Origin of the sequence: Geomonas azotofigens (assembly GCF_018919395.1) — a bacterium.
Classification (GTDB): Bacteria; Desulfobacterota; Desulfuromonadia; order Geobacterales; family Geobacteraceae; genus Geomonas; species Geomonas azotofigens.
This window is the reverse complement of record NZ_JAHLME010000005.1, coordinates 165,059-190,108: the sequence shown is the minus strand read 5'-3', so window position 1 is coordinate 190,108 and position 25,050 is coordinate 165,059. Positions and strand designations below refer to the sequence as shown.

The window sequence follows — 25,050 nt, the reverse complement described above, 5'->3', positions numbered from 1 at the left end:
GGCGATGCGAGGGACGCTGAGCGGCAGGATCGTGCAGAGGGTACTGGGGAAGCTCGCGATGATCGCCCCCGGGGGGTACTCGCTGCGTCCCTGGCTGCACAAGGCGCGCGGCGTCCAGATGGGGGAAAACGTCTGGATCAGCCAGATGGTCTACCTGGATGACCAGCATCCTGAACAGATCCGGATCGGCGATAACGTCACCATCGGCCTGCGCTGCACCATCTTCGCTCATTTCTACCTGGGCGACCGCGCGCCCGAGGATGTCAAGGGAGGGGTGGTCATCGAGAACGACGCGTTCATAGGCCCCAACTGCACCATCCTGCACGGCGTCACCATCGGAGCCGGGGCCGTGGTGGTGGCGGGAAGCGTGGTGACCAGGAACGTCCCCGCCGGCGTCCTTTACGGGCCGCCGGCGGCGGAACCCCTGGCGCGGATCACCAATCCCCTCACGGAAAACGGCCAGGTCCAGTACCAGAAGTTCCTGTACGGCCTTAAAAAACTCTAGTCGTAGCTCTTCTTCATCAGGTGGAACAGGACCGCGAGCAGGACCATGAAACCGACCGCGATCCCTCCCGCCACCCGCCTTTTCTGGTGCGACCGCTCGATCTCCTTCAGGGCCGCATCCAGCTTCCCAAGCTCCTTGTTGATGGCGGCCGACTCCCCCTTCACCCGCGCCACGTCCACGTCGTGGAACAGGGTGTGGAAGCGGTTTCTCACGGCGAAGAGCGACTTGCCCATCTTCTCCGTGTCCACGCCGCTCACCTGGAAGTCGGCGATCCTGCGCGAAATGTTGTCGATGTACTCCTCGGTCTGCTGCATCGCGTCCCGGATCGCCTTGGCCCGCTCGAAGCTGTGGCAGCGGGTGCAGCTCTTCTCGTTGATGAGCGCGAGCGACGCCTTCACCACCTGGTGGTTGCTGTGGCAGGTCACGCAGGTGGGGCCGCCGGCGCCGAGCCTCCTGCCGTGCGCGCTGGAGAGGTAATCCTTGTAGACGCCGGGGTGGCAGCGCCCGCAGAAGGCGGGAATGTCCTTTTCCTTGGGGGCGCCCAAGAAGCCTCGTTGCGGGGTCATGGCGTTGGCCGCGTCCTTGGGGTCGCCGCCATGGCAGCCGTTGCAGGAGATGCCGTTCTCGGCGTGGATGCTGCCGCGCCAGAGGTTAACCGGCGCCCCGAGCCGGTCCGGCAGCGAGCCGTGGCACTGGATGCAGACCGTCTCCGGTTGTTCCATCGGGGCCGCCAGGGCCGGTTTCAGGAAGGCGAGCGGGGCGAAAAGCAGGATGGCCAGGGTGTATGTGCGAATCATGACAGGTGCCCCCATACGCTAAGAGCGATCCAGAGCAGGATGCCCGCGATCACCAGGGTCAGGAACAGCGGACGCTTCAGCGGATGCCGCTCCGGAGAACGGTCGATGAAGGGGAGCAGGGCCAGGAAGGTCATCGCCGCCGCCTGCACCGACAGCCCCAGAAGCTCGCTCGGGAAGATCTTCAGGGTCTGGTAGTTGGCCAGGAAGTACCACTCCGGCTTGATGTGCGCCGGCGTCTTGAACGGGTCGGCGGGCACGAAGGCGTCCGGGGTGAAGGGCATGCCGGGCCAGAAGAAGACCACGGCCAGGAAGACGGCGAAATACACCGAGATCGAGGCGAGGTCCTGCAGCACGTAGTTGGGGAAGAAGGGGATCCCGCCGGGGTGCCCCTGGTAGTGGTACTGTTGCGCCTCGAAGGGGGTCGCCGTCCCCTCCCTGCCGAAGGGGGGGGCGGAGATGCCGGTGCGCTTCAAAAGGAACAGGTGCGCCCCGATGAAGGCGGCGATCACCACGGGAAGTACGGCGGCGTGCAGGGCGAAGAAGCGTCCCAGGGTGGGCGGGCCGACCAGTTTGCCGCCGCGCAGGAACTCCACCAGGTAGGGGCCCACCAGCGGCACCGCGCTGGCGCTGTTGGTGGCGACCGTGGTGGCCCAGAAGGAGAGCTGGCTCCAGGGGGCCAGGTAGCCGGTGAGCGAGATCCCCTGCACCAGGGCGAGCAGGGTGAAGCCGGTGACCCAGTTCAACTCGCGCGGCGCCTTGTAGCTCCCCATGAGCAGGGTGGAGAGCATGTGCAGGATGAGGACCGCCACCATCATGTTGGAGCCCACCGCGTGGCACAGGCGGATCAGCCAGCCGAAGGGGACCTCGTTCATGATGAAGGTGACGCTCTTGAAGGCCTTATCGGCGTCGGGGACGTAATAGATCATGAGCAGCATGCCGGTGATCACCTGCAGGGCGAAGATCACCAGGAGCACGCTCCCCAGCGAATACCACTCGTTGATGTTGCGCGGCAGCAGGTAGCCGGTCAGCTCCTTCTCCACGATCTCGCCGACCCCGATGCGCAGGTCGAGCCAGCGGTACAGCCTCTTTAGCATGGACGTTGCCTCCTGGGGGTTAGCCGATGGTGATGTTGCCTTCGGTGACGGTGAGCGGGATCTTGGCGAGCGGGCGCGGCGGGGGGCCCCCCAGCACGGTGCCGTCGGTGGAGAACTGGCCGCCGTGGCAGGGGCAGAGAAACTGCTGCTTCTCCTTGACCCACTGCACGATGCAGCCCAGGTGGGTGCAGACCGCGGAGAGGGCGACCAACTCGCCGCTCTTGGTCTTGATCAGTACGGCAGAGGAACCGGCGAACTCGAAAAACTTGGCGTCCCCCTCCTTGAGCTCCCCAGCCGGGATCACCAGCTTGGCGCCCCCCCCCTGGCCCGACTTGGGCGCCAAGTAGCGGAAAACCGGATATCCCGCGGCGACCGCGGCGCAGGCGGTGGCTCCGGCCACGCAGACCCCGAGAAACTTCCTTCTCCCCTCGTTCTCCATGCATCCCCTCCGCTGTTGTCTGTCGATTCGGCACAAGTATAATGACCGCTTGCACCATTTCAAGCAACTTTTTCATGAAACAGGGGGGGGGACGGCGTTCACCTTGGCGCCGCACGAGCCGCCCCGGCGCGGCGCCGGCGCGCTCGTTACCCGGCGCCAGCGTTAATCTAATGAGCGCGGCCGCCGCTTTCCCTCTTTACCCCCGACGGCCTTTTCCGGTATGCTGGCGCACTCGCATGTGATAGCCGGAGCAAGGGAGAAGACGATGGAGACCTACTACGACCCGAAGGACCTCGGGAGCTTCGCCGAGATCGGCAAGGACGCGCCGGAACTGGCCGGGAAGTTCTTCGACTACTATAACGAGGTGTTCGCCGAGGGTGATCTCACCGAGCGGGAAAAGGCGCTCATCGCGCTCGCGGTCGCCCACACGGTGCAGTGCCCCTACTGCATCGATGCCTACACCAGGGCCTGCCTGGAAAAGGGGTCGCACCTGGGCGAGATGACCGAGGCGCTGCACGTGGTGACCGCGATCCGCGGAGGAGCGTCGCTGGTGCACGGCGTGCAGATGCGCAAGATCGCCGAGAAACTGTCGCTTTAGGAGACGTGATGGACGAGGCGAAACAGAGACGGGAAGAGGGGTTCGGGGAGTGTGTCGCCCGGCATGGACTCCCGCTCACCCGGGAGCGAACCACGGCGCTGCAGGTGAACCTGGGGCTTGCCTGCGACCTCGCCTGCGGCCACTGCCACCTCGAGGCGGGGCCGACACGCGGCGAGATGATGACGCGGCCGGTCATGGAGGAGGTGATCGCCTGCGCCCGCCGCTTTAGGTTCGACAGCATCGACCTGACCGGGGGCGCCCCCGAACTGGTCCCGGAGCTCCCCCACCTGGTGCGGGGGGTGGCGCCGGAGACCCCCCGGCTGATCGTGCGCACCAACCTGGTATCGCTGGAGGGGGAGCGGGGCGAGGAACTCTCGCAACTGTACCGGGAACTGAAGGTGGTGCTGGTCGCCTCGCTGCCGGCCGCCAACCAGGCCCAGACCGAGGCGCAGCGCGGCGCGGGGGTGTGGGAGAGGAGCATTCGGGCGCTCAAGAGACTGAACGCGCTCGGGTACGGCGTCCCCGGCAGCCCGCTCGAGCTCGACCTGGTCAGCAACCCCTCCGGGGCCTTCCTGCCGCCGCCGCAGCTCCAGGCCCAGGAGAAGTTCCGCCGTGATCTCGGCCGCAGGCACGGCGTCAGCTTCCACAACCTCTATACCTTCGCCAACGTCCCGCTGGGGCGCTTTCGTCGCTTCCTGGAGCGCTCCGGGAACCTGGAGAGCTACCTCGAGAAGCTCCGCGCCGGCTTCAACCCCTGCGCCGTCGCCGGGCTCATGTGCCGCAGCCAGCTCTGCGTTGACTGGCGCGGGCGGCTCTACGACTGCGATTTCCACCTGTCCCAGGGGCTCTTCCAAGGCGGCGGGGAGCGTCTCATCTCCTCCCTGACCGAACTCCCCCCACCCGGCACCCCCATCGCCGCCGCCGATCACTGCTACGCCTGCACGGTCGGCGCCGGATTCACCTGAGGGGGGAGCATCGTGGCCTAGTCGGGCCGCTTCGCCGCCGGTTTTCCCGGCTCCAGCCCCGGGCGGAACACCCGCCCCCGGTAACTCCCCTTTTGCTCCCAAAACAGTCGGAACTCCCGGTCGCGCAGGGCGCGCATGCCGGCCAGCGTGTGCCTGCCGAGCTCGGGCGGCAGCTTGGCGCGGGGCACCCTGAGCCAGGGGCCGCGCCAGGATCCGGAGCGGTACCAGACCCCGCCCTCCGCCTTGTAGTACGCCGGCGCGAGGTAGAAGAGGTCCTTGGCGCCGACCGCCGTCCCGAAGCCGAGCGGCGCGGGAAACAGGAACAGCGGCGCCCGCCGCGGTGCGCCCGCCGCCTGCCGGGGCGTCTCCCCCTGCCTCGGTGCGGCGGCCGGAGGAGGCGCCTCTTGCCGCTGCCGGTAGTACTCGTCGTAGAACTGGTACGGATAGTAGGTACCGTCGGCGCTCGCGCTCCCGGCGACGAGCGCCAGCACCAGGGTGATCCCGCGCGCGGCGTTCATGGCAGCCTCCCTTCCTGAGCCTGGTCCGCGAGTCCGGTGAGCTCCAGGCTCGCCCGCCACAGGCGCCCCGCGGCGGCCTGGTCGTAGGAGGCGGGCGAGGAGGATGCCTCCCGTTCGTCGGCGTAGTACCCCCCCGTCTTGCCCGCCACTTCCTCGGCCCAGGCCAGGTAGAGCACGGTGCGCGCCCCCCGGCGCGGCCCGACCAGCCGGCCGCTCTTCAGGGAGCCCGCGATGTGGGACAGCCAGCTCCCCAGGCCGTTGTTCAGCGAGAAACGGCTCAGCACGTTGCCCGGCGCCGCCGCGTTGGCCGTGATGCCGCTGCCCGCAAGGCGCCGGGCCAGCTCGTAGGTGAAGAGCAGGTTCGCGAGCTTGGACTGGGCATAGGCCCTCCTGCCGTCATACTCCCGCTTAAGGTTCAGGTCGTAGAAGTCGATCCCCGGGCAGGCCCGGTGCGCCGCCGAGGTGACGTTCACCACCCGGGCCCGCCCCGTCTGGCGCAGCCGTTCCAAAAGGAGCAGGGTCAACAGGAAGTGCCCCAGGTGGTTCAGGGCGAAGGTCATCTCCACCCCTTGCGCCGTCGTGAGGCGCCGGGCGAACCTCCCGCCGGCGTTGTTCACCAGGAGGTCCAGGCGCGGATGGACGGCGTGGAAGCGGCGGGCGATGCCCCGCACCTCCTCCTGGCTGGAGAGGTCCGCCTGCCAGAACTCCACCTTGTAGTTGCCGCTTGCGCGCACGATGGCCTCGGCGCTTCTTTCGCAGCGCACCCGGTCCCGTCCCACCCCGATCAGGGTCGCCCCCTCCCGGGCCAGCGCGAGTGCAGTGGCCCGGCCGATGCCGGAGCTCGCCCCGGTCACCAGGCAGATCTTGCCGGTCATGTCTCTGCGCGTGGGCATGGCGACCCCCCTGTTCGGTGTTTAAAATAATCTAATGATTCTCCGGTGGCCGGCGCGATTGTCAAGTTCCGCATCGGCCATTTTTCATTGGGAACTTGGCGAGCATCTGCGCTATAGTGGCCAATGGTCCCGGCATCCGGCCGGGGCGATCACGAGTGGAGAAGGGGGAGCGGTGGCGAGAATACCCTGGGTGGACAAGGAACAATGCATCAGCTGCGGCATCTGCGTGGCCAACTGTCCGCAGGTGTTCCGCTTCGACGCGCACGGCAAGTCGGAATGCTACGACGCGGCCGGCGCCGACGAGGACGTGATCCAAACGCGGGCGGTGGAGCTTTGCCCGGTGTCCTGCATCGGATGGGAGGGGGAGTAGCGTGGCGCCGACCAGAGGGGCGGCCGGCCTGATCAGGGGGGGCTCCCTGTTCGCCTGCGTGGTCGCGATCAGCCTGTTGCACTACCTGACCCCGCTCAGGCTGGGGATGCTGCACGACATCTTCCAGCGCCTCTACTACATCCCCATCATCCTGGCCGCCTACTGGTTCGGTTTTCGCGGCGGCATCGGCTGTGCCATCCTGGTTACCATCGCCTATGCGCCGCACATCCTGTTCCAGTGGGGAGGGCACATCTCCATGGAGATGGAGAAGTACCTCGAGGTGATCCTGTACAACGTGGTGGGGGGGATCACCGGTTTCCTGTCGCAGCAGGAGCGCTGCCGGCGCGAGGAACTGGAACAGACCGCCCAGGGGCTCGAGGATTCCTACCGGCAGCTGAAGACCCAGTCCGAGCTGATCATCAGGATCGAGGAGCAGCTGCGCCGCGCCGAGCGTCTGTCGGCCCTGGGTGAGCTTTCCGCGATCCTCGCCCACGAGATCAGGAACCCGCTCGCCTCGATCCGCGGCACCGCCGAGATCCTGATGGAGCAGGGGGTACCGGCGGAGCGGCGCGGAGAATTCCTCGAGATCCTCGTCAAGGAGTCGGACCGGCTGAACCGGGTGGTGGAGGACTTCCTGCGCATGGCGCGGCCGGAACCGGCGGACCAGCGCGAATGCGACATCAACGAGGAGCTGGCCAACATGGTGACCCTGCTGTCGGCCCAGGCGCGCGGCTGCGGGGTGGGCCTGGAGCTCTCCCGCGGGAGTCTGCCGCGGCTGGTGGCGGACCCGGAGAAGCTGCGCCAGGCCTTTCTGAACCTCATGCTGAACGCGATCCAGGCCTCACCGGAGGGGGGGAGCGTGCGGGTGGCCACCACCTTCGACCGCGAGGCGGGGGTGGTCGAGATCAGTTTCTCCGACCAGGGGGCGGGGATCTCGCCCGACGCCATAGCCCAGATCTTCGAACCCTTCTTCACCACCAAGGGGAACGGCACGGGGCTGGGTCTCTCCATCACCAAGAAGATCGTCGAGGGGCACGGCGGCAGCGTCGAGGCCGCCAGCGAGCCGGGGAGGGGGGCGACCTTCACGGTGCTGCTCCCGGTCGCCCGGTGAGAGTGTGGAAAATCCTACTGCGCCTGCCGGATATTCCACAGTGACGGGGCGGCCCCGGTACCACCGACGGCACGAACGATTATGATTCATGGTGGTTAGGGCGCTGGCTACGCCGTGGCACGCTCCTTGTAACTTTGTGGAGCGTCCGGGCCGCCCGGGCGCACGCCGCGCCCGCCGCGCCCGATCGGGAGCCCCCATGCGCAACAAGATCCTCAATACCACCCTGGTCCTCGCCGTCGTCGCCGTCCTCGCCGTTTTCGCCTTTTACGTCCGGGTCGGGGCGACCGCCGACCGGGTCGTGGTGCTGCGCACCGCCGGGATGACCTGCGGCAGCTGCGTCAAGAAGATCACCGAGGCCCTGCAGTCCCAAAGGGGGGTGGCGGCCACCGAGGTGGACCTGGAGTCGGGGGTGGTGGTTGCCGGGTTCGACTCGAAGCAGACCGCGCCCGACCGGCTGGCCCAGGCGGTGCAAAAGAGCGGTTTCCACTCCCAGGTCGCCCAGGTGATCACCCCGCAGCAGTTTCGCAGCGTGGTCGGCCGTGACGTCGGCGGCAAGGCGGCCCCCGGCGGCTGCTGCGGCTCGCGCGGCTGCGGCGGCGCCCAGTAACTCCAGCAACTCTCTTCATCGCGTCCGCGCGATCCAGCAACAGCCTGCCCGTCAGGCCGAAAAGGAGCACCACATGGTTCAGTCGAGCACGAAAGCATGCAAAACCTTCCTCCTGGTCGCCATCGCCCTGGTGGCCATGGCGACCGTGGCCTTCGCCTTCAGCCTTCCCGGCATGGGGAAATACGAGAAGGTGAAACCGGCCGGCGGCAGCGTCACCATCCCCGTCGACAAGGTGAGCGACGGCAAGGCGCACTACTACAAGTTCACCGACGCCGGCAAGGAGATCAACTTCTTCATCGTGAAGGGGAACGACGGCCAGCTTCACGTCGCCTTCGACGCCTGCGACGTCTGCTACCGCGAGAAGAAGGGGTACGAGCAGGCGGGTGACAAGATGAACTGCCTGAACTGCAACCAGAAGTTCGCCATCAACCGGATCGGCGCGGCTTCGGCCGGCGGCTGCAACCCCTCTCACCTTCCCGCCAAGATCGACGGGAGCAAGGTGACCATCTCGGTCAACGACCTGAAGACCGGCGCCCGCTTCTTCTAGACGGGCAGGCCCGACCGGCCCGAAATCCGAAAACGCCGGGAGCGCGCGAGCCGCACCCCGGCGTTTTCTTTTGCCCCTCGCACAGCCGTGGCACGGGAGCCGTCGTCACCCGCAGGTTTTGCAGGTTGACACCCGTCTTCGCCACGGTGTATTACAGAAGAGCGGTCAGCATCAGGGGGTATCACGTGAGCAAGGACAAGGACGAGCGCAAGAGGTCGCACCTCAGGCTCGTGGTTAACAACGCGGAGATCAGGAGCGCGAGGCCCGCGGCGGCCGAGCAGGAGTTCGTCCCGCTCGAGGAACTGATCGCCAACCGGGACCAGTTCCGTCCCGCATTCTACCGCGGCATGGGGAGACTGCAGACCAAGGGATACCAGCAGCTGGAGCGCTTCCTGGCCGGCCGCGGCGCGCCCTACGGCATCGACCCGGTGCACGGCAAGGTGATGGTGCTCCCGGCGGGGAGCGTCTCGCCGGAGGCGCTTGAGTACGGCTCGCCGCAGGACGAGCTTCTCTTGAGCATCGCCGAGGACGCCGGCGGCTCCGGGCTTTGCTTCTCGTTGGAGATGATCCTTCCCTACTTCAGCGAGGACGACGCGGTCATGGAGGAGGCGCTCCTGTTCGCGCCCGTTTTGCAGTACGGCGCCCTGTTCCTGGAGGAAAACCCCCACGACGGCATGCTCGATCTCATCTACCGCCTGGCCGTGCCGCTGTTCCCGCCGGTGCTCACCACCCGGCTGGCCGAAAGGATGTTCTCCATCTTCTCCTTCGAGCTGAAGGAGACCTTCCTCGCCCTTTCCGACTACCCCGAGGGGTAAGCGATTTCCCCTCCCCGCGTCCCGGTTCTTCCGGGACCCCCTGGCACCGCTGCCGGCGTTTTAGCGGCCGACGCGGGCAGATCTTTAATATTGAAATGTTTTTCCGATAGTGATATTTATCTTTGGCCTAATTCCCAGACCAGGTAAGTATTCAAACTCCGGCGAGCCGTGCGGTTATGCTGTTCCGCGTTCTGGAGCCATGCGCTTTTCCGCCGCTTAGCCAAACAGTTAAACAGTTCTCTTTACCCCACTAACCATCCGGACTTAGGAAGCCTTCCATGAAAGTGTTGTCTCTAGCGTCAACTGCACTGGCCGGTCTCGCCCTTTTCTGTACCAGCCCGGCTTACGCTGCATCCTGCACGACAACGGAATGTCACGCCCCCCTCGCCGCGGTCAAGTATCCCCACGCCCCCGTGAAAGACGGTGACTGCTCCCCCTGCCATATCCAAAAGGGGAAGGAGCATCCCGTGAAGGGGGTGAAGACTTTCGACCTCAGCGCCAAGGGCGCCGACCTTTGCAAGGACTGCCATGACGGGATTGGGAAGAAGAGGTTGGTGCACGCGCCGGTCAAGGAAGGGGAGTGCACCGGCTGCCACAAGCCTCACGGCACGCAGCAGCGCTTCCTGCTCGACGTCGGCGAGGACCGCTCCCCCCTCTGCCTGAACTGCCACGACGCCAAGCCCTTCAAGGAGAAGTACATGCACGGGCCGGCGGCGGTCGGCTCCTGCGGCACCTGCCACGATCCGCACGACTCCGTGGAGAAGGGGCTCATGAAGGGAAAGGTCCGTGACATCTGCCTTTCCTGCCACGCCGACTTCGCCAAGCAGTTGAACCAGGCCGCGGTGGTGCACCCGCCGGTGGCCAAGGACGCCTGTACCGCGTGCCACGACGCGCACGGCTCCCCCTACAAGATGTTCGTCAAGAACAAGCTCCCGGACCTTTGCACCGGCTGTCACAAGAGCATCGGCAAAGTGGTCGCCTCGGCCAAGGTGCCGCACAAGCCGGTGCTCCAGGAGGGTGGCTGCTCCAACTGCCACTCCTCGCACTTCGGCAAGGCCAAGGGTATGCTCTCCGCCGACCAGATGACGGTCTGCCTTGGTTGCCACGGCACCGACACGCTCGGGACCCCGCCGCTTAAGAACATCAAGAAGCAGATCGAGGGGAAACCGTTCCTGCACGGCCCGCTGAAGAAGGGGGATTGCCGGGCCTGCCACGACCCGCACGGTTCCGACTATTTCCGGCTGCTCAAGGGGAACTACCCGGACGACCTGTACCTCCCCTACAAGGACGGGGCCTACGAAGCCTGCCTCAGGTGCCACGAGAGGAACCTGCTCCGGTTCCCCGAGACCACCATCTACACCAAGTTCAGAAACGGCAACCGCAACCTGCACTACGTGCACGTGGTGGCGCGCAAGGGGCGCACCTGCCGCATCTGTCACGAGGCGCACGCAAGCGACGGCGAGAAGCTCATCAACAAGGACGGGTCGCAGTTCGGGGCCTGGAAGATCCCCCTGAACTTCACGCTCACCTCCACCGGCGGGAGCTGCGCGCCCGGCTGTCACAGGAAATTCAAGTACGACAGGGTCAAGGCCGAAGTCTACAACTAGCGACGGTACTTATTTTCAGAAGGAGCACCTAAATGAATGGACGATTTGGTGGCGCCGTGACGGCATTTACTTCCAGGCGGCTCAAAGACCTCATGCTCATGACCTTGCTGGTTGCCCTGCTTGCGGGGTGCGCGGGAACTACAGCCTCGGTGGGACCGGTATTTTTCCCTCCCCCCCCTGAGGAGCCCCACGTGCAGTACCTGACCGGGATCAGCAGCTCCACCGACTTCGGCTCCAATCAGAGCAGTCTCTCCAAGCTCCTGGTGGGGGGGACCGAGACGGTGACGCGCTTCGCCAAACCCTACGGGATCGCGGAATACAACGGCAAGCTGTACGTTTGCGACATCGGCGCGAGCCAGGTCGTCGTGGTTGATTTCGTGAACAAGATCATCAAGAACCTGGTCGAGGAGCGCGGGTCCGGGAAGTTGAGGAAACCGGTCAGCATCGCCGTTGACGACGAGGGGCTCGTGTACGTCGCCGACACCGGCCGCAAGGATGTCGCCGTCTACAACCAGGCCGGGAAATACGTGAAGTCCTACGGGAAGACCTTCGACCACGTGAGCCTGTCGGGCGTGGCGATCTACAAGGACGACCTGTACATCATGGACAACCGCCTGAGCAAAGTGTTCGTGATCAACCGCAAAACCGACGAGGTGGTGAGCGTCATCGGGGAGAGTGCCGACCGGAGCAAGAACCTGGCGCTCCCCAACGGGCTCACCGTGGACTCCAAGGGGGCGGTGCACATCGTCAACGTCGGCAACGGCAGCATCAAGGAGTACGACCGTGACGGCAACATGCTGTCCGTGTTCGGCAGGATCGGCGATTCCCCCGGCGAATTCACCCGCCCCCGCGGTATCGCGGTCGATGACGACGGCCAGATTTTCGTCGTTGACGCCGGCTACCAGGTGGTGCAGGTCTTCAACGAGAAGCATCGCATCCTTGGCTATTTCGGCCAGCCCGGCCTGATGGCCGGTTCCACCAATCTCCCTGCGGGGATCGTGGTCAGCAAGAAGAACCTCGACTACTTCCAGAAGTTCGCCGCGCCCGGCTTCAAGCTGCGGGAGGTGATCTTCGTCACCAACCAGTACTCCTCCGCCATCAACCACTCGGTCGCGGTCTATGGCCTGGGCGAGATGGAAGGGTGGGAGGAGCGGGCCAAGCAGCGGGCCAAGGAAGACGCGGAGATCCTCGAAAAGCGCAAGAAGATTCTGCAACAGCAGCAGCGTCAGCAGTCGCCCCAGGAGTAGCGTCACCGCTACCCTCGCCGATTGCCACGTGCCACTGGGCTGGAGTTGTCATTTTTAATTACGCCGCTGTTTGCCGCGTATCTGTTATCTGGAGCCTGCATGTCAAAGGTCGTCCACAATCTGTTGAAGGTCATACTCTGCCTAGGCCTTCTGTGCAGCTGTAATCCCGTCACAGTGCACAAGGTCACCTCCACGATCTTTGACGGCGTTCCCAGTCTGCCCCCTACCGAGCAGCTGTGCGAGGAGTACCACGAGGCCAAGGTGATCGAAGAGGCCGCCAAGGCCAACGCGCCGGCCACCGCGGCGCAGGTGAAGAAGGTGGTGGTCAAGGGGCACCCCCCCTACATGGAGAAGCGCTGCAACGACTGCCACGACAAGTCCAAGGACTCGGGGCTCATCAAGCCGCGCGACCAGATCTGCTTCGTCTGCCATCCCAATATCATCAAGAGGTATTTCGTCCACGGCCCGGTTTCCGTCGGGGCCTGCCTTGATTGCCACGACCCCCACTCCTCGGCACAGCCCGCGCTGCTCAAGGTGGAGAAGAAGGACCTCTGCGCCGTCTGCCACAAGGAGAGGCGTATCGCAGAGTCCATGCACAAGAAGGTCACCGAGTCCGGCATGGCCTGCACCGATTGCCATGACCCGCACGATGGCGACGCGAAATATTTCCTGAGGTAGCCGAGGTATGCGCAGAATATTAGCCCTGCTGGGGCTCATCGCCGCCACCTTCAACTGCCCGGATGCCTTCGCGGAGGCTATCAACGAGGAGGTGGTCGTGCACCCGAGCCTGTTGATGTTCGGGGGGGTGGTGCAGTCAGCCAGCGTCTCCTATGACTACACCGCCCACGTCAACACCAGGACCACGTCCGCGTCCCACGACCTGAGGGAAGGGTACGGGTTCTCCACGGAGGTGGCCGTCTGGAATCCCGACCTGCTCCTCGTGGATGTCGCCGGCGGGGTCACCTACCAGCAGCGGCTGGGCAACAGCAAGACCTCGGTGCTCGACTACGACTACAACGTCGTCGGCAACGCCTTCCAGTTGAGCTACCATCCGATGCAGCTCTCGACCACCCGGAGCACTTCGACCGTCTCCAACGGGTACATGCCGAGCTACAGCCTGGAACGCACCTCCAACAAACTGACCGCCTCGTTGCTGCATCAGAACTTCCCGGTGCTCATGTTTTTCACCAACTCCACCGTGACCAGCACCGGCCTCAGTACCGATTCCACCACCGATTCCAACAGCGGCAGCATCAACGTGTCCCACAACGGCAGGTCCTGGCTCGGCGCGGCCATGTTCAGCTTCGATAACTCAAGCTCCGGAGACAAGGAGAGCCGCAACTACTCGCTGCTGCTCAACAACACCTTCGATTTCGACGTCGAGAAGCGTTACCGCCTCGCCACCAAGGCCTCCCTTTCCGACTCGACCTCCGTGTCCTCCGCGGGGAGCCTGCCGCAACGGGTCGGCGCGCTCACCGCCAACTTCTCCGGTCGGCTCGGCAAGGCTCTCGCCGTCACGCTCTCCGATGACTACAACTACAGCTCCAGCGTCGATCTTCAAAGCGACAAGCAGGTGGTCAAGACCAACGTGGTGACCGGCTCCCTTAGTCACCGCCTGTACCAGAGCGTTACCACCAATTTCAGCGGCTCGTACGGGCAGACCTGGGCCCTCGGGGGGGACCAGACCGTCGTCAACGGCAGCGCCTCCGTGGACTATGTGAAGCTGCTGCCGCTGGGAGGCCAGTTGAAACTGAGGAGCCTCGCCACCAAGTCGGTCACCCATCAAAACTTCTTGGACACCCTGCTTTCGGCCCGCGACGAGCCGCACACCGTGGTGCAGCAGGGGGAGTTGATCGCCGTGAACCTCGCCGGGAAACTGCAGCCCGTCGTCACGGTGAAGAGCCTCAACCCTGAGGTGATCTACCGCCCCGATTTCGACTACCGCGTCGACACCGATACCGGGAAGATCGAGGTGGTGGTGAACGGGGCCATCGCCCCGGGAACGACCCTGTACATCACCTACGAGGTCGCGGTGAATCCCAACGTCGACTTCTCGACCGATACGCAAAACCACCAGGCCGTTCTCTCCCTGCTGGGCGGGCGCTATATCCTCTCCGGCACCTACGGCACCACCGACCAGCGCAAGATCGGCGGCGAAGCCACCAACAGCGCCCTGACCAGTACCACGACCACCCTGTTCAGCGCCGAGGCCCACTACGAGACCAGCATCTTCGCACTCGAATACGGCACCATATCCGGCACCCAGGAGAGCTCCTCCCACGTCGCCGCCACGTGCAGCTACGAAGACGACTATGGCGCCAGCGGCCATTTCAAGCTCGGCGCCCGTGACATCTACAGCGTTCATGACGCGACGGCCACCAGCCAGGGGTACAACCAGAACGTGATCACGGCCTCGGTTACCTACAGCCAGATCCTCCTGCAGAGGTTTCGCCTGCTCTTGTCCGCCAACGCCAGCGACAGCCGTACCGACGGCGTCACCAGCGATCTCGCCGGCCTGCGGGTGGGGCTTGACGGTACCTACAACAGCCTGGTCGTTTCCCTCGCCGCCGGCACCGTCTACCGTTTCTCCTCCGGGGGGAACACCCAGGACAACAACGTGAACCTTAAGATAACGAGGTACTTCTGATGCGGGTGCTACGCGTTTGGCTGGTGTTGGGAGTCCTTTGGGTCGTTGCCGGCTGCGCCCCTTCCACGCCGTTTCTGCAGGGGCACAAGGGGGTGAGCCTGCAGTGGCCGGAAAAGCCGCTGCCGCCGCGGGTGGAATGGGTGAAGAGCGTGGTATCCCCCGAGGACGCCGGCATAGCGAAAGGGTTCTGGAAGCGGGCGCTCGAGCTGGTGACCGGCGCCAGCACCCAGCACATTGTGAAACCTTACGGGGTGCTCTACGACGACGGACGTCTCTTCATCGCCGATGCCGGCGCCGGGGTGGTGCATGTCATGGACACCAAGCGCTCGGTCTATACCGTGATCCGCAGCGCGCCGGACGCTACGCTGCGCTCCCCCATCGGCCTGGCGCGCGATGCCGGGACCGGGCTCTACATCACCGATTCCGTCTCCGACGCCGTCTTCCGTTACGACCTCGCCAGCGAGACCCTCACCACCTTCATGCGGGGCATCGATCGCCCCACCGGCATCGCTTACAACAGGAGCAACGACCTGCTCTACGTCACCGAGACCGGGGCCAACGATATCATCGGTGTCGACTTGAAAGGGCGGCCGAAAATCCGCTTCAGCACGGCCAACCCGGAGCAGCAGCTGCTCAACCACCCCACGGACCTGGCGGTCGACGCGAAGGGGCAGGTCTTCGTCACGGACCCGCTCAACTACAAGGTCCGCATCTTCACCCCGGAAGGGGTTCCCGTCGCCGAGTTGGGGGAGATGGGAGATTCCACCGCCGAGCTGAGCAAGCCCAAGGGTGTCGCCGTCGACTCGCTGGGGAGGATCTTCCTGTGCGACGCCATGGCGGACATGGTGAAGGTCTTCAACGACAGCGGCCACTTCCTCTTCGGCATCGGCGGCACCGGCACGGCCAACGGCCAGTTCTGGATGCCGTCGGGCATCTCGATCTCCGGGGATCTGCTGTTCGTGACCGACACCTACAACCGGCGGGTTCAGATGCTGCGGTTGCTTCCCATTGAAGAGGACGATGATGACTACGACGATGAAAACAGGCTGGCGCAGCCGGACGATCTCGGGGGCAAATAGATGAAGGCCATGCTGCTAAGGATCACCTTGTTCTGCACCGCGCTCCTTTTGCTTTCGGGGACCGCCTCGCACGCCAAGCTGAGCGTCTTCGATTCGCCGCACAACCTCTCCATCTACGGCGGGCGCGGCAGGGCGTCCGGCCAACCCGGCGTCACCGTAGCCGGGGAGCAGAGGGTCTGCGTGTTCTGCCACGTCCCGCACAACGCCACCACCGGCACCCCCCTCTGGAGCCGCCCCCTCTCCGCCGAGACGACGGAGTACATTCCCTACCGTTCCTCGACGCTGGCGGCGACCCCGAAACCGGATCGGCCCACCGGGGCCTCCAAGCTCTGCCTTAGTTGCCATGACGGCACCATCGCGCTCAGCAGCTACGCCGGGAGTCAAAACGTGGGGGGGACCGCCATCCCGAGGGAACAGGGGTTCACCAACCCGAACCTCAGTACCGACCTCTCCGACGACCACCCGATCTCCTTCGCCTACACACCGGCCCTCGCCGTGAAGAGCCAGCTGGCTTCACCGCAGTCCCTGCCGCAGGAGATGCGGCTCGAGCAGGGGGCCAACCTGGAGTGCACCACCTGCCACGATCCGCACGACAACCAGTACGGCAACTTCCTGGTTCTCAACAACGGCGACCCAAACCGCCCCGATTACGTCGCGGGGTCCCCCTTGTGCACCGCGTGCCACCAGCCGACCAACTGGGGGACCTCGAGCCACAACAACACCCAGATCGCCTCCCTGGCCACGGGCTGTCTCGGGTGCCACGCCACGCACAACGCTCCCTGGGCGGTGCGCCTGCTGCGCGGCGTAAAGCAATCGGACGCCTGTCTTGGCAACTGCCACAACGGCGTCGAACCCGCTTCCCAGAACATAAAGCAGCTGGTGGGAGCCGGGCTGTACCGTCACCCCGTGGATGACCTGGTGAGCGACCCGGTGCACGACGAGAAGGAAACGCTCCCTGCGGAGAAGTACCACGTCCAGTGCGTGGACTGCCACAACGCCCACCAGGTGAACTCCGCCAACGCGCCCATGTCGTCCCCGCCGCAGGTGGACGGCAGGCTCCGGGGGGTGAGAATCGACAACGCGGGCAACGTCGCCGCCAACGAATACGATGTCTGCTACCGCTGCCATGCCGGCGACAACGCCTTCCGGTTCGCGAGCGTCACCCAGACCCAGGCCAACCGCGTCATCATCGAGGCGAACCAGGCCTACCGGTTCGATCTGCGCAACCCGTCCTTCCACCCGGTCGCCGCAGACCGGCGTGGCACCGGGGCCAGCCTGCTGGCGTCCTACCAGGCCACCATGACCCGGATCTACTGCAGCGACTGCCATGGTTCCAGCCAGAGCCGCAAGGCGGGGGGGACCGGACCCAACGGGCCGCACGGTTCGCAGTACGAGCATATCCTCTTGGCGCAGTACTTCATGCCCCGGGTCGCCGATACCCGGACGCCCTACAACTTCAGCCAGTACGCGCTTTGCTTTCGTTGCCACTTCGACGGCTACGTCATGGACAGCGGGAGCGCGTTCTCCAACGCCGGGGTCAACGAACACAACAAGCACGTGCGCGAGCGGATGATTCCCTGTTACGTCTGCCACGACCCGCACGGCGTCTCCTGGAGGATGCAGGCGACCCCGACCAACAACGCGCACCTCATCAACCTGGACAAGAACTACGCCGCCGGTGCCATCGTCACCTCCCCGGTCTACGTCTCCAGCGCCGCCGGGCAGGGGAGCTGCACCGTGAACTGCCATGCCGTCGCCGGCAACATCGAGACGTACTCCGCCACGGGGACGCCGCTGCCGAAACTGTTCCGTCCCAAACTGCTGACCCGCTAGTTCCCTCTCCCCACGCCACACCGCCAACGGCTGGACCCTCTGGTCCGGCCGTTTCGCGTTTCCGCACTTCCGGTCACTTCACGTTTTGCTACGCCAAATAGCCGGTGAAACCACCGGCCACCACGCGGACTCCCCGATTTTACTCGCAAAATCAGTTACCTGTCGTTGGCGCGAGGCTGCCCGTCCTGCCGGGCCAACGTCCACCGGCGCCTCCGGTTGACGGCGTCGGCGCTGGCAGGCTGGCTCCCGGCTTGGGGGCTTTCAGCCGCAATTGCGCCATTCATATCATGTTGTGGGGAGGGGGGTAAGGGTGAAGTCTGGCGCCGCCGGCCGGTTAAATCACAACGGGGACGTCCGTGAAATCGCCGGAAGGCGGAGCGCCGGAAAGCCGAGCGGGCGTGCAGTATGGGTTACGCCTTATTTTCCCCCGCCATTAAAACCGTTGTGATTTCGATCACTTTTTGGAGTGGCTCGGGCGGGGTCAGGAAAAAAATGCGTCAGTTGGCAAAGCGGGTACGCATGTTGCTCTAGTGAGGGTAACGCTGTCCTAAATTTCAATGGTAGTACAAACAAAAAAGGAGAGAAGAAATGAAAAAAGTAATCGCAAGTGTTGTCGCTGTTGGCTGTCTTGCTGCAGCAGGTTCCGCTCTCGCCGGTATGCCGGCCGCAACCGGTGTCAACGGCTCCCTGCACGACATGACCAAGGTCGCACCGGCTACCGCCGACAAGATGGGCCGCGTCTGCGTGTACTGCCACGCTCCTCACCATGCCATGAAGGACGGCCTCGACAACTACCCGCTGTGGAACCACAACCTCGTCGATCCCACCACCTACACCGGCTACACCTGGGCTACCCCGGCTAACGCTGATGCCGCTGGTACCGTGATCGTCAACCCGCTGATCGGACCTTCCCGTCTCTGCATGAGCTGCCATGACGGCGCCATCGCTATCGACCAGCACGGCGACGCAGCTAACAACGGCACCATGTGGCAGGCTGGCAGCACCACCGTCGCTGCCCGCGCCAAGCTGACCAACGACCTGAGCAACACCCACCCGATCGGCTTCGACTACAACGCCATCGCAACCGCTCGTAACGCAGCAGCCGGCAACGGCTCCGCTACCGCAAACGGCGCTAGCGAAATCGTTCCGTCCACCTTCGGCTTCGCTACCGGCATCACCGAGAGCACCGTGGCTGGTACCTACAACACCGTTACCCGCGGCACCGTCGGCGACGGCACCGTCTTCAAGCCGATCAAAGACACCCTCTACCAGGGTACCTACATGACCTGCGCTACCTGCCACGAAGTTCACAACAAAGAGAACGCAACCCAGGATACCATCAACGGCCTGACCCCGAACTACTTCCTCTACGCTAAAGAGAACAAGTCTCTGATCTGCCTCTCCTGCCACGTTAAGTAATGTCCCTGGGGGGAGAGACGCCAGTCTCTTCCCCCTATTTAGTCACTTTTCGAAAACAGCGAGACTTTTAATTTTAAAAGGGGACCCCCATGTTCAAGAAGACAATAGCTGCTGCAGGATGCATGGCAGTAGTCGCCGCAGGCATCTCGTATGCGGCGACCACTTGGCAGCTGCAGAGCAAACTGAACACCGTGGGTGGTAAGCTCCAGGTACGCGACAAAGCATGGCAGACCGCTGCCGGCGTCGTTGCCTACAACAACTTCACCACCTCCGCACTTATTCCGGTAACCATCCAGGCCAACCCGGGCTACAAGATCACCCTCGTCAAGAAGGGCTCGGTAACCCAGACCATCAGCAACGACCAGCTCTTCACCACCACCATGGACAAGACCGGTGGTACCCTGCAGAGCGTTCAGGCGAGCTTCACCGCCAACACCTACACCATCAACGGTGCAGTGTCCGGCGCGGGTAGCATCAGCCCGGCTTCCCAGAACGTTTCCTACAACGGGACCGTGCAGTTCAGCACCAGCCCGGCTAACGGTTCCTCCGTACTGACCGCAGTTTCCGCCGGTACCCTTACCGACGCGACCTACGGCACCCCGGTAACCCTGCCGTACAACAAGCCGGTCAAGATCACCCTGAGCGGCATCCAGGCTGCACAGACCGTGACCGCGACCTACGCGACCTACTCCGTGTCCGCAGGTGCTGACAAGGTTATCGGCCTCGGCACCGCCTCCACCATCCGTGGTAGCGTAACCGCCGGCGACGCCGTCACCTGGACCCAGGTCAGCGGCCCGGCTACCGTCGACACCAGCTCCTGGACCACCGCGATGCCGTCCTTCACCCCGACCGTCGCCGGTGTATATGTATTCCAGGTCGCCGAGGCGATGGCTGGCCAGACCGACACCGTGCAGGTCACCGCGACCGCCGACCTCGTCTCTTACATGGATTCCGCTTGCAACGGCTGCCACAACACCACCACCGGCGTGTCGCCGAGCACCGCGTTCGACAAGTGGTCCGCTTCTCCGCACGTTGCCGCACAGATCACCTGCATTAGCTGCCACACCGATGGCGCTATGCCGACTCCGGTCAATACACAGACCGTTGATCCGGCTACGCTCAAGGTGCTGAACGCAAGCGCAGGTACCGTTGATGCGTACTACTGCTCCAAGTGTCACGGCCACATCGCGATCAAGGAAGCTACCAACAGCTACGACACCCATCAGAATGCCAACAAGAATGATTGCTCTGTGTGCCACACCATGGAGAACCACTCCCTGAACCGCACCGCAATCGCTGGTACCGTCACTGCTGAGCACGTAAGCGGTAAATTCATCGCTCAGGCCAACAACGTTGGCGACGCCGTCACCGAGTACGTGACCCAGGGCGCTGTCTGCGCTGACTGCCACAACGCTACCAACTCCGTGATCAAGGGCTTCGCGAAGGGCGGCCACGGCGCCACCTCCAACGACCCGCTCAACGCATTCGCTCACTATGACTGGTCCGCACGCACCAACAACGGCACCCGTCAGAACGGCAACTGCGACCGCTGCCACACCGCTGGCGGTTTCGTGAACTTCACCCAGCAGGATGCCGCTCTGGCAACCCGCCTGAAGCCGACCACTGGTCAGCCGAACAACGTCCTTGTCTGCGTTTCCTGCCACAGCAACATCGATTCCGGCGCACTGCGCATCGACGCTACCCCGGCTGGCAACGGCCAGACCCTTGCTCAGGGCTACTTCGCACTGTTCAGCTCCGCTGGCACCAGCACCGGCGCACAGGGCCAGGTTGCTGCAGGCAAAACCAAGATCCAGGTTGCCTTCCCGGGCATGAAGAACTCCTCGATCTGCATCCCCTGCCACTCCGGCCGTAGCACCGACGACGTCTTCGTTGCCGTCATCGATAACGCTAAGGCTCTGAACAAGAACTACACCACCATCGGCACCAGCTACTATCAGCACGCTGCCAACATGGGCCAGAGCTTCATTGGCAAAGGCGCATTCAACTTCAATGGCGGCGAATATGTTGGTGCTAACGGCCACGCTGCAGTCAAGATGGGTGCAAACGAAGAGCAGGGCCCCTGTGTTGGCTGCCACCACAGCAGCGCTGACACCCACTCCTTGGCTCCGACCGGCTATAGCGCAGTATGCCAGTCCTGCCACGCTGCTCCGTTCGGCGCAACCGACGTTGAAGCGAAGAAAGAAGAGTACGAGGCTGGCCTCGCCGTCCTCGACGCACTCATCCGCTCGAAGATGGACGGTCTGCGCACCACCTCTTCCCCGCTCGAGACCGAGCGTGCCAACGTCCGCTTCGGCCGCTTCAACAAGGCTGCTGGCGTTGCAGCTGACGACACCACCGCCAAGAAAGCTTACGGCGCATGGTACAACTGGCAGCTCCTCACCGTTTGGGATCGCGCGATGTTCGCACACAACCCGACCCTCGCACGTACCATCCTGAACGACACCATCGACTACCTCGACGACGGCTCCCTCAACGGTACCGCAGCTGCCACCCTGGCTGCTTCAACCGCCGTTACCGCAGCACAGGCAGCAGCCGCTGCCGAGTACGTCGAGACCCCGGCTTGCGCTTCCTGCCATGCTACCAAGGCTGCTCTGGTGCAGACCGGCAAGCACGCCATGGAAACCTCCACCCACTCCGGCACCTGCGGTCGCTGCCACACCTCTGAAGGCTACGTTGCCTTCCTGGCAACCGCTCAGAACCCGGCCGGCGTGTACAGCACCTCTTACAACGGTTCCCAGAACGTCTCCTGCGCCGCTTGCCACGATCAGCACGGCACCGTCCGCGACGTAGCTTGGGCACCGCAGCCGAAAGACACCCCGGCTGGCGCTTCCAAAGAGTACAAGCTCTGCACCTCCTGCCACAACCTGACCAACGCTAACGGCGACATCATGGCTTCCGGCGTCACCGTCAACGGCCAGGCAACCGTAGCAATGCAGCAGCACTACAAAGATTGGTACCGTAACATCGCTTCCACCCACTACGACCTCCCGACCACCGGCGTTGGCCTGGCCAGCACCACCATCGAGGGCTACGTAGTACGCTACAACAAAGACACCGCCTGCACCGACTGCCACGGCCACAACTTCTACACCAACTCGGCTAACGCTCTCGAGAAGGCTGACGGCGTCAGCACCACCAAGGGCGTCGGCACCGTACAGACCGAGTGGGCTGCTTCCGGTCACGCAGGCAAGATGCTTGCTGCTAAGTTCACCGCCTTCACCACCGCCAACGCAGCACGCACCAGGAACACCACCACCCACGCCGCCGTCATGGCTGCTGGCGTCACCGGCACTTCCGGCCCGGCTTGGGAGCACTACGACTGGGACGACGTCGCTAGCCGCGGCGCTTGCGAGAAGTGCCACACCGCTACCGGTTCCGCTAACTTCCTGGACAACCCGGCTGGCTACGTGTATGCAAACAACGACTTCTCTCACCTGACCCAGTGGGCAACCGCCAAAAAGTCTCCGCAGAACGAAGTACTGTACTGCTGGGGCTGCCACAAGTCTGCTGAAACCGGCGAACTGCGCGTTCCGACCGCTGGCATCCCGGCTGACTACACCTTCAACGGTGCAAGCTTCAACTTCCCGAACGTCGGTGGGTCCACCGTCTGCTTCGGCTGCCACGGCGGCCGCGTCGGCGGCGACAACATCAAAGCTCTGACCACCGCTGGCAACACCTTCACCAACACCGGCTTCCAGAACTCCCACTACATGGCTGCTGCTGGCCTCATGTACGTGAAAGCTGGCTACACCAACTTCATCGATCCGGCCACCGTGATCGGCACCAGCACCTACGGTAAGTCTCTTACCTCCACCGATGACGGCGGTTCGCTGAGCTCCACCCACCGCAAACTGGGTACCTCCGCTATCATCGGCGACCACGGCATCACCGCAGCAATGGGCATCGACACCAACGGTCCGTGCGCAACCTGCCACTACGCAAACGGCAACCACGAGCTCGAGCTCGGCAAAGACGCCTTCGAGAAAGTGTGCGTGAACTGCCACACCGCTGAAGGCGCCACCACCCTCACCGCAGCCAACTACAAAGAGTTCTTCGTTGAGGAGCAGGCTGTACCGTTCCAGAATGCACTGGCCCTGGCCATCGCAACCCTGAAAACCAAGTACAACATCACCTACGATGCAACTACTAACCCGTACTTCTTCGACGATGCGAAGTTCCCGGGCCAGCCGCACTCCTCCACCACCCAGGTGAAAGACTGGACCCGCAGTGGTGCACTCAGCGCTGCTGAAGCTGAGAAGCTGATGGGTGCTTGCTTCAACATCAACCTGCTCAACCGCGAGCCGGCCGCTTATGTCCACGCTCGTACCTACACCCGCAGGCTGATCTACGACAGCATCGACTTCCTCGACGACAAGACCATCAACATGTCTGTCGGTGCTACCGCAGTTGCTTACGACGCAGCCAAGTATGTCAAGGGAGCTACCGCTCTTGACGCAACTACCACTGAGTCCTTCAAGTACCTGGCTGGCTACAACCGTACCAGCGGTGCTTGGAACGCCCTCGAGCGTCCGTAGTAACAGCTACAAGTTCGATTAAATGAAGTACCTTGCCCCGCCTCGAAAGAGGCGGGGTTTTTTTATTTGGCAGAGCAGGTGCCGCTGCGGTGAGTCGAGCGGGTACAACATCGCAATCTCCAGAGGGTGGACCTGCCATACCCTCTCCCAGAGGGAGAGGGGGGTAGCTGGCCACCTCAGCACATATTCCTGGGGGCAGGGAGGCGCTTGGTGCAGCGCCCTCACCCCAGCCCACAAGATACGTGCTGCCGGTAGTCGTGCCGGTTCATACCCTCTCCCTCTTGGAGTGGGTGCCCGAAGGGCGGGTGAGGGAACGCGCCCTGAGAGCAGAGCACGCTTGGCCGCGTGCTCACTCTAGCCCTCACCCCAGCCTCTCCCAGAGGGAGAGGGAGTTGGCTGGCAGCGCCCTCACCGCAGCACTCACTCATGGGGACATGGAGGCGCCCGCGCAGCGCCCTCACCTCAGCCCTGTAATACAGGGAGAGGGCGCGTGATTCAGTGAAATGTAGTAGCAGGTGGAGAAGAGAAGAGAAAAAAGAAGCCCCCTCCAGCGACAGGGGAGGGGGCGTGGTGTTGGGAGGGAACTACTTTTGCTCTTTGTCGACGCCGCCGGAGAAGATGACCTTGTCGAAGCTGCGATTCAACGCCGCGCTGCCGAAGTTTTTGACCAGGGAGCCCGGAAGGAACTTCACGACCTGCCCCTGTTCGACCTTGTCGGCGGACGGCACCGCCACCCAGATATCGGTTTCGCCCTGGTCCACGCGTGCGTAGGTGTACTCGCCGCCGTTGATCACCTCGAGGATCTTGCCTGACACGCCCACGCCTCCGGTCGTCTTGGCGGTCGGGGTGAGGGGGGAGTGCCATGACGGGAGTTTCTTGCTCGGTGCGGCCGGCTTCACCACTTCCTTGATCACCAGCTCGTCGCTGAAGTAGATGTTGTCGAAGGTGCGGTTCAGGCTCTTGGCCTGGTAGTTGGTCACCGGCATGCCCGGTTTCACCTCGACCTGCTGCCCGACTTTGACGTCAGCGGTGGGGACGGCGAACCATGTCTTGGTTTTGCCGCTATCCACGTTGATATAGCTGTATCTGCCGGCTTGATGCACCTCGGTGATGGTCCCCTTGTTGATGTCGCCGGCTGGGGCGGCCGGGGCTTCCTTGGCCGGAGGAGTCTGTTCGGCGGGCGTGGCCGGTGCCGGTTCGGTCGCCTTTCCGGTCGTGTGGGCGCATCCGGCGGCAAGGGTGAGGGTTGCTGCGCATAGTGCCAAAGGTTTCAGATGATGCCACATAGTGATTCGCTCCTTTTCAGGTGTTGCTGCTATCTCGGGAGAAAAGTCCCGAGTAGAAAACGTTTAACAGGGATAAAGGGGATGCAGGGGATAACAGCAAAAAATCTGTTTAAAGCC

The 25,050-nt window shown here is 63.8% G+C and carries 22 protein-coding genes; 16 read left to right on the top strand and 6 right to left on the bottom strand.

Translation table 11 applies throughout. The annotated features are described in order from the left end of the window. Positions 1-4: 4 nt before the first annotated feature. Positions 5-505 (top strand): acyltransferase, encoded by a 501-nt coding sequence (locus KOL99_RS16995; protein WP_328760720.1) that lies wholly within the window; start codon positions 5-7, stop codon positions 503-505. Here the strand turns inward: KOL99_RS16995 and KOL99_RS16990 are convergent. Genes KOL99_RS16990 through KOL99_RS16980 form a run of 3 tightly spaced genes read right to left on the bottom strand, consistent with a single transcriptional unit; the run spans position 502 to position 2,835 of the window. Beyond that, positions 502-1,302: a cytochrome c3 family protein gene (locus KOL99_RS16990; RefSeq protein WP_216511659.1), complete on the bottom strand. Its 801-nt coding sequence runs from the start codon at positions 1,300-1,302 to the stop codon at positions 502-504. The two genes, KOL99_RS16995 and KOL99_RS16990, sit on opposite strands and share 4 nt — an antisense overlap. Further along, on the bottom strand, positions 1,299-2,396 hold the full coding sequence (locus KOL99_RS16985; protein ID WP_216511658.1) for a cytochrome b: 1,098 nt from the start codon (positions 2,394-2,396) through the stop codon (positions 1,299-1,301). The genes KOL99_RS16990 and KOL99_RS16985 overlap by 4 nt, the downstream gene beginning before the upstream one ends. 19 nt (positions 2,397-2,415) lie before the next feature. Continuing rightward, a complete protein-coding gene (locus KOL99_RS16980; RefSeq protein WP_216511657.1) occupies positions 2,416-2,835 on the bottom strand; it encodes a QcrA and Rieske domain-containing protein in 420 nt (139 codons plus the stop codon). 265 nt (positions 2,836-3,100) lie between these two features. Between KOL99_RS16980 and KOL99_RS16975 the strand changes: the two genes are divergently transcribed. Then, on the top strand, positions 3,101-3,433 hold the full coding sequence (locus tag KOL99_RS16975) for an arsenosugar biosynthesis-associated peroxidase-like protein (protein WP_135872495.1): 333 nt from the start codon (positions 3,101-3,103) through the stop codon (positions 3,431-3,433). 8 nt (positions 3,434-3,441) lie between these two features. Beyond that, positions 3,442-4,398 carry an arsenosugar biosynthesis radical SAM (seleno)protein ArsS gene (gene arsS / locus KOL99_RS16970; protein WP_216511656.1) on the top strand — a complete coding sequence of 319 codons (957 nt, stop codon included), beginning with the start codon at positions 3,442-3,444 and terminating at the stop codon, positions 4,396-4,398. 17 nt (positions 4,399-4,415) lie between these two features. Here arsS and KOL99_RS16965 read toward each other — a convergent pair whose 3' ends face one another. Both KOL99_RS16965 and KOL99_RS16960 read right to left on the bottom strand, forming a co-directional pair. After that, positions 4,416-4,916 (bottom strand): hypothetical protein, encoded by a 501-nt coding sequence (locus KOL99_RS16965; protein ID WP_216511655.1) that lies wholly within the window; start codon positions 4,914-4,916, stop codon positions 4,416-4,418. After that, complete coding sequence (locus KOL99_RS16960) at positions 4,913-5,809, bottom strand: SDR family oxidoreductase (RefSeq protein ID WP_216511654.1); 897 nt, start codon at positions 5,807-5,809, stop codon at positions 4,913-4,915. Before KOL99_RS16960 ends, KOL99_RS16965 begins: the two co-directional genes overlap by 4 nt. A 172-nt stretch (positions 5,810-5,981) precedes the next feature. Between KOL99_RS16960 and KOL99_RS16955 the strand changes: the two genes are divergently transcribed. From KOL99_RS16955 to KOL99_RS16895, 13 genes are all read left to right on the top strand, one after another. Continuing rightward, a complete protein-coding gene (locus tag KOL99_RS16955; protein ID WP_216511653.1) occupies positions 5,982-6,179 on the top strand; it encodes a ferredoxin in 198 nt (65 codons plus the stop codon). A 1-nt stretch (position 6,180) separates the two neighbouring features. Further along, positions 6,181-7,290, top strand: coding sequence for a two-component system sensor histidine kinase NtrB (locus KOL99_RS16950; RefSeq protein ID WP_328760714.1), 1,110 nt, complete (start codon positions 6,181-6,183; stop codon positions 7,288-7,290). 196 nt (positions 7,291-7,486) lie between these two features. Continuing rightward, entirely contained in the window at positions 7,487-7,897 is a 411-nt protein-coding gene (locus tag KOL99_RS16945; protein WP_216511652.1) for a heavy-metal-associated domain-containing protein, read from the top strand. Positions 7,898-7,970: 73 nt separating this feature from the next. Continuing rightward, positions 7,971-8,444, top strand: coding sequence for a DUF2318 domain-containing protein (locus KOL99_RS16940; protein WP_216511651.1), 474 nt, complete (start codon positions 7,971-7,973; stop codon positions 8,442-8,444). A gap of 185 nt (positions 8,445-8,629) precedes the next feature. After that, positions 8,630-9,259, top strand: coding sequence for a hypothetical protein (locus KOL99_RS16935; protein WP_216511650.1), 630 nt, complete (start codon positions 8,630-8,632; stop codon positions 9,257-9,259). Positions 9,260-9,537: 278 nt separating this feature from the next. Continuing rightward, complete coding sequence (locus tag KOL99_RS16930; protein WP_216511649.1) at positions 9,538-10,866, top strand: cytochrome c3 family protein; 1,329 nt, start codon at positions 9,538-9,540, stop codon at positions 10,864-10,866. 32 nt (positions 10,867-10,898) lie between these two features. Further along, positions 10,899-12,113, top strand: a complete 1,215-nt coding sequence (locus KOL99_RS16925) for an NHL repeat-containing protein (RefSeq protein WP_216511648.1) — start codon at positions 10,899-10,901, stop codon at positions 12,111-12,113. A gap of 99 nt (positions 12,114-12,212) precedes the next feature. Continuing rightward, on the top strand, positions 12,213-12,791 hold the full coding sequence (locus tag KOL99_RS16920) for a cytochrome c3 family protein (RefSeq protein ID WP_216511647.1): 579 nt from the start codon (positions 12,213-12,215) through the stop codon (positions 12,789-12,791). Positions 12,792-12,798: 7 nt separating this feature from the next. Beyond that, on the top strand, positions 12,799-14,760 hold the full coding sequence (locus tag KOL99_RS16915; protein ID WP_216511646.1) for a hypothetical protein: 1,962 nt from the start codon (positions 12,799-12,801) through the stop codon (positions 14,758-14,760). Next, positions 14,760-15,839, top strand: coding sequence for an SMP-30/gluconolactonase/LRE family protein (locus KOL99_RS16910; protein ID WP_216511645.1), 1,080 nt, complete (start codon positions 14,760-14,762; stop codon positions 15,837-15,839). The genes KOL99_RS16915 and KOL99_RS16910 overlap by 1 nt, the downstream gene beginning before the upstream one ends. Next, on the top strand, positions 15,840-17,672 hold the full coding sequence (locus tag KOL99_RS16905) for a cytochrome c3 family protein (RefSeq protein WP_216511644.1): 1,833 nt from the start codon (positions 15,840-15,842) through the stop codon (positions 17,670-17,672). It abuts the gene before it with no gap. A 588-nt stretch (positions 17,673-18,260) separates the two neighbouring features. After that, positions 18,261-19,091, top strand: a complete 831-nt coding sequence (locus KOL99_RS16900; RefSeq protein WP_216511643.1) for a cytochrome C — start codon at positions 18,261-18,263, stop codon at positions 19,089-19,091. An 89-nt stretch (positions 19,092-19,180) separates the two neighbouring features. After that, on the top strand, positions 19,181-23,647 hold the full coding sequence (locus KOL99_RS16895) for a hypothetical protein (protein ID WP_216511642.1): 4,467 nt from the start codon (positions 19,181-19,183) through the stop codon (positions 23,645-23,647). A gap of 584 nt (positions 23,648-24,231) precedes the next feature. Here the strand turns inward: KOL99_RS16895 and KOL99_RS16890 are convergent. After that, positions 24,232-24,933, bottom strand: coding sequence for a hypothetical protein (locus KOL99_RS16890; protein WP_216511641.1), 702 nt, complete (start codon positions 24,931-24,933; stop codon positions 24,232-24,234). Positions 24,934-25,050 lie beyond the last annotated feature (117 nt).

Coding starts and splice junctions, on each gene's coding strand:
- KOL99_RS16905 (WP_216511644.1), top strand. CDS start 15,840: ATGAAGGCCATGCTGCTAAGGATCACCTTGTTCTGCACCGCGCTCCTT.
- KOL99_RS16910 (WP_216511645.1), top strand. CDS start 14,760: ATGCGGGTGCTACGCGTTTGGCTGGTGTTGGGAGTCCTTTGGGTCGTT.
- KOL99_RS16965 (WP_216511655.1), bottom strand. CDS start 4,916: ATGAACGCCGCGCGCGGGATCACCCTGGTGCTGGCGCTCGTCGCCGGG.
- KOL99_RS16925 (WP_216511648.1), top strand. CDS start 10,899: ATGAATGGACGATTTGGTGGCGCCGTGACGGCATTTACTTCCAGGCGG.
- KOL99_RS16940 (WP_216511651.1), top strand. CDS start 7,971: ATGGTTCAGTCGAGCACGAAAGCATGCAAAACCTTCCTCCTGGTCGCC.
- arsS (WP_216511656.1), top strand. CDS start 3,442: ATGGACGAGGCGAAACAGAGACGGGAAGAGGGGTTCGGGGAGTGTGTC.
- KOL99_RS16915 (WP_216511646.1), top strand. CDS start 12,799: ATGCGCAGAATATTAGCCCTGCTGGGGCTCATCGCCGCCACCTTCAAC.
- KOL99_RS16890 (WP_216511641.1), bottom strand. CDS start 24,933: ATGTGGCATCATCTGAAACCTTTGGCACTATGCGCAGCAACCCTCACC.
- KOL99_RS16945 (WP_216511652.1), top strand. CDS start 7,487: ATGCGCAACAAGATCCTCAATACCACCCTGGTCCTCGCCGTCGTCGCC.
- KOL99_RS16900 (WP_216511643.1), top strand. CDS start 18,261: ATGAAAAAAGTAATCGCAAGTGTTGTCGCTGTTGGCTGTCTTGCTGCA.
- KOL99_RS16930 (WP_216511649.1), top strand. CDS start 9,538: ATGAAAGTGTTGTCTCTAGCGTCAACTGCACTGGCCGGTCTCGCCCTT.
- KOL99_RS16920 (WP_216511647.1), top strand. CDS start 12,213: ATGTCAAAGGTCGTCCACAATCTGTTGAAGGTCATACTCTGCCTAGGC.
- KOL99_RS16960 (WP_216511654.1), bottom strand. CDS start 5,809: ATGCCCACGCGCAGAGACATGACCGGCAAGATCTGCCTGGTGACCGGG.
- KOL99_RS16980 (WP_216511657.1), bottom strand. CDS start 2,835: ATGGAGAACGAGGGGAGAAGGAAGTTTCTCGGGGTCTGCGTGGCCGGA.
- KOL99_RS16990 (WP_216511659.1), bottom strand. CDS start 1,302: ATGATTCGCACATACACCCTGGCCATCCTGCTTTTCGCCCCGCTCGCC.
- KOL99_RS16895 (WP_216511642.1), top strand. CDS start 19,181: ATGTTCAAGAAGACAATAGCTGCTGCAGGATGCATGGCAGTAGTCGCC.
- KOL99_RS16975 (WP_135872495.1), top strand. CDS start 3,101: ATGGAGACCTACTACGACCCGAAGGACCTCGGGAGCTTCGCCGAGATC.
- KOL99_RS16985 (WP_216511658.1), bottom strand. CDS start 2,396: ATGCTAAAGAGGCTGTACCGCTGGCTCGACCTGCGCATCGGGGTCGGC.
- KOL99_RS16995 (WP_328760720.1), top strand. CDS start 5: ATGCGAGGGACGCTGAGCGGCAGGATCGTGCAGAGGGTACTGGGGAAG.